Annotated in this window: 3 protein-coding genes and 1 pseudogene; 2 read left to right on the top strand and 2 right to left on the bottom strand. The window is 50.7% G+C overall.

Features of this window, described 5'->3' with window-relative positions:
- Both IQ235_RS18240 and moeB read left to right on the top strand, forming a co-directional pair.
- Positions 1–891, top strand: a pseudogene (locus IQ235_RS18240) (hypothetical protein); the annotation flags it as partial.
- Between the two features lie 219 nt (positions 892–1,110).
- On the top strand, positions 1,111–2,283 hold the full coding sequence (gene moeB / locus IQ235_RS18235) for a molybdopterin-synthase adenylyltransferase MoeB (RefSeq protein ID WP_264322838.1): 1,173 nt from the start codon (positions 1,111–1,113) through the stop codon (positions 2,281–2,283).
- Positions 2,284–2,521: 238 nt separating this feature from the next.
- Here moeB and guaA read toward each other — a convergent pair whose 3' ends face one another.
- Together guaA and cbiD are read right to left on the bottom strand one after the other, a co-directional pair.
- Positions 2,522–4,153 carry a glutamine-hydrolyzing GMP synthase gene (guaA, locus tag IQ235_RS18230; protein WP_264322837.1) on the bottom strand — a complete coding sequence of 544 codons (1,632 nt, stop codon included), beginning with the start codon at positions 4,151–4,153 and terminating at the stop codon, positions 2,522–2,524.
- A 287-nt stretch (positions 4,154–4,440) separates the two neighbouring features.
- Positions 4,441–5,233 (bottom strand): cobalt-precorrin-5B (C(1))-methyltransferase CbiD (cbiD, locus tag IQ235_RS18225; RefSeq protein WP_264322836.1); only part of this gene is annotated, 793 nt, incomplete at its 5' end.

The following is a 5,233-nucleotide window of genomic DNA, read 5'->3' as shown; positions in this document are numbered from 1 at the left end:
GAACAGGTGCAGCATGAATTCAAGTTCGTGATTTGGCGCAGTTTCCGGTCGATGACGCGAGACTATTCCCCTGTGCCTTTAGGTCAATTCTTAGAGGACTTGATTCATCAACTCGCTCCCCAGTCCTACACAAACCTTCCAGAAACTATCGGTACTAAAGTTAGTAAACTACTCGATATTTTGAGGCAAAAACGCTGTTTATTAGTTCTCGATGATGTTGAATCGATTCTACAAAAACATACTCCACAAAAAATCATTAAAAATGGTCTAACAGAACAATACTTTCCTGATTCTCAGATCTATTTCGAGCTGTTTCGGCAACTGGGAGAAGGACGACATCAAAGCTGTGTGGTATTAACCAGTCGAGCAGAACCGAAATATATTCAGTTGCTCGCCGGAAATAATTCAGGGATTCGTTCTTTACCTATTCGGGGATTGCAAGTTACAGAAATTCAACAAATGTTGAGTGAGAAGGGGATATTCGGAAAAAAACCAGCTCAATGGAGTCGCTTAGTTGACTATTATGGTGGCAATCCCTTAATTCTTAACATTGTTGCCACCACCATAAAGCGTTTGTTTAATGGGAGCATCGCAGACTTTTTTAGGTACAATACGATGATTTTCAATGAAATTCACGAGGTATTAGATCGACAGTTTGAGGATTTTTCAGCTCTAGAGAAAGATGTGATGAGAGTTCTAGCCACTCAAGAGACTCCCTTCTCGTTTGCAGATCTGCGATCGCAAATTTCACCCTCTATCTCAACCGTCATCTTGTTAGAATCTGTAAGGTTATTGCAAGCACGACAAATCATCGAAAAAATTACCGATCGTTTTAGCTTGTCCCCCCTCCTGAGAGATTATATGCAAAAGCGTTGTTTGAGTGCTCGATAAGAGATAGGTGGGCGATCGCGATCGGGGTAATGGTTATCGGGGTAATGTTAAGTGCATCCTTCGTTCAACCTCGTTTGACGCAGTACGATACGATCGATATCGCGATCGCCTCAAACAGACTCCGGCGAATATTAAGAACTTTTGCGAAGACCCACAACCACCGGCAACGATTTAGACTAGGATGTTAGTCTGCTCTTCATCTGCACGACATGGACTACCATGCTCAATCCGAATCTGGAAGACATCCAGCTCACTAAAGACGAATACGAACGCTACTCCCGCCACTTGATTCTGCCGGAAGTCGGACTCGACGGGCAAAAGCGCCTCAAGGAAGCTAAGGTACTGTGTATCGGCACCGGAGGTCTGGGTTCGCCGTTGCTGCTGTACCTCGCGGCGGCCGGTGTGGGAACCATCGGCATCGTCGATTTTGATATCGTCGATCGATCGAACCTGCAACGTCAGATTATTCACGGCACTTCTTGGGTGAACAAGCCCAAAATCGAATCGGCAAAAAGCCGCATCCTCGAAATCAATCCGGCTTGTCAGGTGAACCTATACGAAACCCGCCTGATGTCGGACAACGCCCTGGAGATTATCGAACCTTACGATATCGTCGTGGACGGAACGGATAATTTCCCCACCCGATATCTGGTTAACGATGCCTGCGTTTTGCTCGATAAGCCCAACGTCTACGGTTCGATTTTCCGGTTTGAAGGCCAAGCAACGGTCTTCAACTACCAAGGCGGCCCCAACTATCGCGATCTGTATCCGGAACCGCCGCCACCGGGAATGGTTCCTTCTTGTGCTGAAGGGGGCGTTCTGGGGGTACTGTGCGGGATTATCGGCACGATTCAAGCCACCGAAACCGTCAAAATCATTTTGGGACAGGGCAATACCCTCAGCGGGCGGCTGATGCTCTACAATGCCCTGGATATGACGTTCCGGGAATTGAAGCTGCGACCGAATCCCGAACGTCCCGTTATCGAAAAACTAATCGATTACGAACAGTTCTGCGGCATCCCGCAAGCTAAAGCCGAAGAGGAGAAGCAGAAAATGGCACTACCAGAAATGACTGTCACCGAACTCAAGCAGTTGATGGATAGCGGTGCGGACGATTTCGTTTTGGTTGACGTGCGCAATCCCAACGAGTACGACATTGCCAAAATCGACGGTTCCGTACTGGTTCCCCTGCCGGATATCGAACGGGGCGACGGGGTGGAGAAGGTGAAGGAATTGCTCAACGGTCATCGCCTGATCGCTCATTGTAAGATGGGCGGGCGATCGGCTAAAGCGCTAGCCATTCTCAAAGATGCCGGTATCGAAGGAACGAATGTCAAAGGCGGCATCACTGCCTGGAGTCAAGAAGTCGATTCTTCTATCCCCACGTACTAAGTTTTGGGGGAGGGGGAAGTTAAAACTCTGTTCGATACTGTATTCGGACTAGCTTGGGGGCGATCGGTTGTTCGCCCCTACTTTCTTGGGAGGATGGGCGATCGCCCTGGGTAACAAGTTATCCCTCTTCTGTCATATCCGGTTGAATGACCACAATATACAAATCTCACGAGTAACTTTCTCCCCCAGCTTTCCCAGTTCCTCAACCTGAATTACGATCGTTCAACCGGATTTGAGATCACTCCCACTCGATGGTTCCAGGCGGCTTGGAGGTAATGTCGTAAACCACCCGATTCACTCCATCCACCTCATTCACGATCCGATTGGAAATTAGTTCGAGCAAGTCGTAAGGAACCCGAGACCAATCCGCCGTCATCCCATCTTCGCTGGAAATGAAGCGCAGAACGATCGGATAAGCATAGGTGCGGCGATCGCCCATCACCCCTACGCTGCGGACGGGAAGCAACACGGCAAAAGCCTGCCAGAAATCGTGATAGATATCGTGACGCTTGATTTCCTGGCGCACGATTAAATCCGCATCCCGGAGAATATTCAACCGTTCGGCCGTCACTTCTCCCACGATGCGAATTGCCAAACCTGGGCCGGGGAAAGGATGGCGGCGGACGATTTCTTCGGGCAAACCGATGGCGCGACCCACTTTGCGTACTTCATCTTTAAAGAGTTTGCGCAGGGGTTCGACGAGCTTGAAACGCAAATCTTTGGGCAGTCCCCCAACGTTGTGGTGGCTTTTGATTTTCACTGCGACTCGTTCCCCAGTTTTGGGATCGACATTGGTATCTGCCGATTCGATCACGTCGGGATAGAGGGTTCCTTGAGCGAGGTAATCGAAAGGACCGAGTCGTCTCGATTCTTCCTCGAACACCTGGATAAATTCATGTCCGATGCGGCGGCGCTTTTCCTCGGGATCGGTGATACCGTCGAGTTTTTCTAAAAAGCGATCGCGAGCGTTGATGTACTCGACATTAATGTGAAATTTCTCCGCAAACAGCTTTACTAACTGCTCCGGTTCGTACTTGCGCATGAACCCCTGATCGATGAACATACAGGTGACGCGATCGCCGATTGCCTTATGGAGCAAAAACGCCAACGTCGAAGAATCTACACCGCCCGATAGAGCCAGCAGCACTCGCTTCTCCCCTACTTTCGCCCGAATTTCCCGGATCGATTCTTCAACGAATGCTTCCGTCGTCCAGGTGGGATCGCAATCGCAAATGTGGTAGACGAAGTTGCGAATCATCGCCAAACCACCGACGGAATGCACCACCTCTGGGTGAAACTGCACGCCGTAGAGTTGGCGTTCGTGGTGGGCGATCGCCGCGTTGGGCGTATTATCGGTATGAGCGAGAATCTCGAATCCATCGGGGAGTTGCGCCACCGAGTCCCCGTGGCTCATCCACATTGTCGTGTCGTCTTCAACATTGGTGAGCAAATCCGTGGGATCGTCAATGTGCAGCGCCGCTTTGCCGTATTCGCCGCGCTCGGCTCGTTCCACCGTGCCGCCGAGCTGCTGCACCATTAGTTGCATTCCGTAGCAAACCCCGAGAATGGGTATTCCCATTTCCCAAATTCCCCGATCGCATTCCGGCGCGCCGAGATCGTACACGGAGTTGGGCCCTCCCGAGAGAATAATCCCTTTGGGATCGAGTTGGCGCAGTTGTTCGACGGTGGTGCGATAGGATAACACTTCCGAGTAGACTTGGGTTTCTCGAATCCGGCGCGCGATCAGTTCGGAATATTGAGAACCGAAGTCCAAAATGACAATGAGCTGACGCTGGGTTTCTAGGATGGGTTCGCGATCGTTGGCGGGATTATCGGGGAGCGCTTGGGGAGTTTGAGTTCGTGCTGTCATTAGATGTGTGGATGTTGGGTTTAGATATACGAGAACTTCGATCGGGGGTTGAGTTCTATCCCTTGTCTGAGTCCGATCGGGTCCGAAACAGAATCTGGAGCGATCCTTCACCGACTCGGAGACTGAAGAGACTCACGCAAACCCGTCCATCGGGACGATCGTGAATTCTAGCAACACGGGCAACTTTTGCGAATCGAACCATTTGCCAGTGGGAAGAATAACCTCAAAACACGTCCGAGACACTACGGACGAGCCTGTTTAAAGTATCAGTTTAGAGCGATTTGGACTTAAGAACAAATGCGATCGACAATCTGCACGCCCATGTCACTTTTGACGATAATTTGACGCTGGCGATCGAATAAAATCGAACCCACTTCTACTTTGATATTACTGTGCTTTTGAATATAAGCCCGAGCGCGTCGATCGATAGTAGCTGCCAGCGAGCCGTATACCCTCCCCACCCAGTCTCCATTCGTATCTGCATCCAGCTTTCGCAAGCGCTCTAATGCCTCTTGGGTCGTTCCACTGGCAAAAATTTCCCCCACGACGGACGAGGGGACTCCAAGACTCGCACAATGGGCAGTTAGAATTTCCGCACGACCGTCCGCTAGGTGATGGTGCGTGTGAAAAATCCCACCGGCTAACTTAATCGCTTTACCGTGATAGCCAAATAATAAGATAGATTTAAGTTTTTGTAACCCAGCTTCGACTAAAAGCGGGCCGATCCAGTTGGCAACTTTGATTTGTCGATCGGGTGAAATCCCCATTTTTTGCGCCAAATCCAGACCGTTTTCCCCAATGCAGAATACAAGTTCGTCAAAGGTACGGGATTTGGCTTGCAGTTCCTCCCGGTAGGCGTTTAGTTGTCCCGGCGCGCTGAGGGGTTGGGAAACGCCGGTGGTTCCCAGAAGCGAAAGTCCTTCGACGATGCCAAAAGCGGCATTGGAAGTACGCTGGGCGAGCGATCGCCCTTCGGGTAAGATGACCGTGACGCGGATGCGATCCCCGGCGGTCAAATATCGTTCCAGGTTCGATCGCAGCAGCCGCCGCGCGTAGGCATATACCGCAGCTTCCCCGGTG

The organism is Zarconia navalis LEGE 11467 (assembly GCF_015207075.1).
In the GTDB taxonomy this organism is placed as follows: Bacteria; Cyanobacteriota; Cyanobacteriia; order Cyanobacteriales; family Geitlerinemataceae; genus Zarconia; species Zarconia navalis.
The sequence above is the reverse complement of the archived record's forward strand: the minus strand, read 5'-3'. Positions and strand labels throughout refer to the sequence as shown.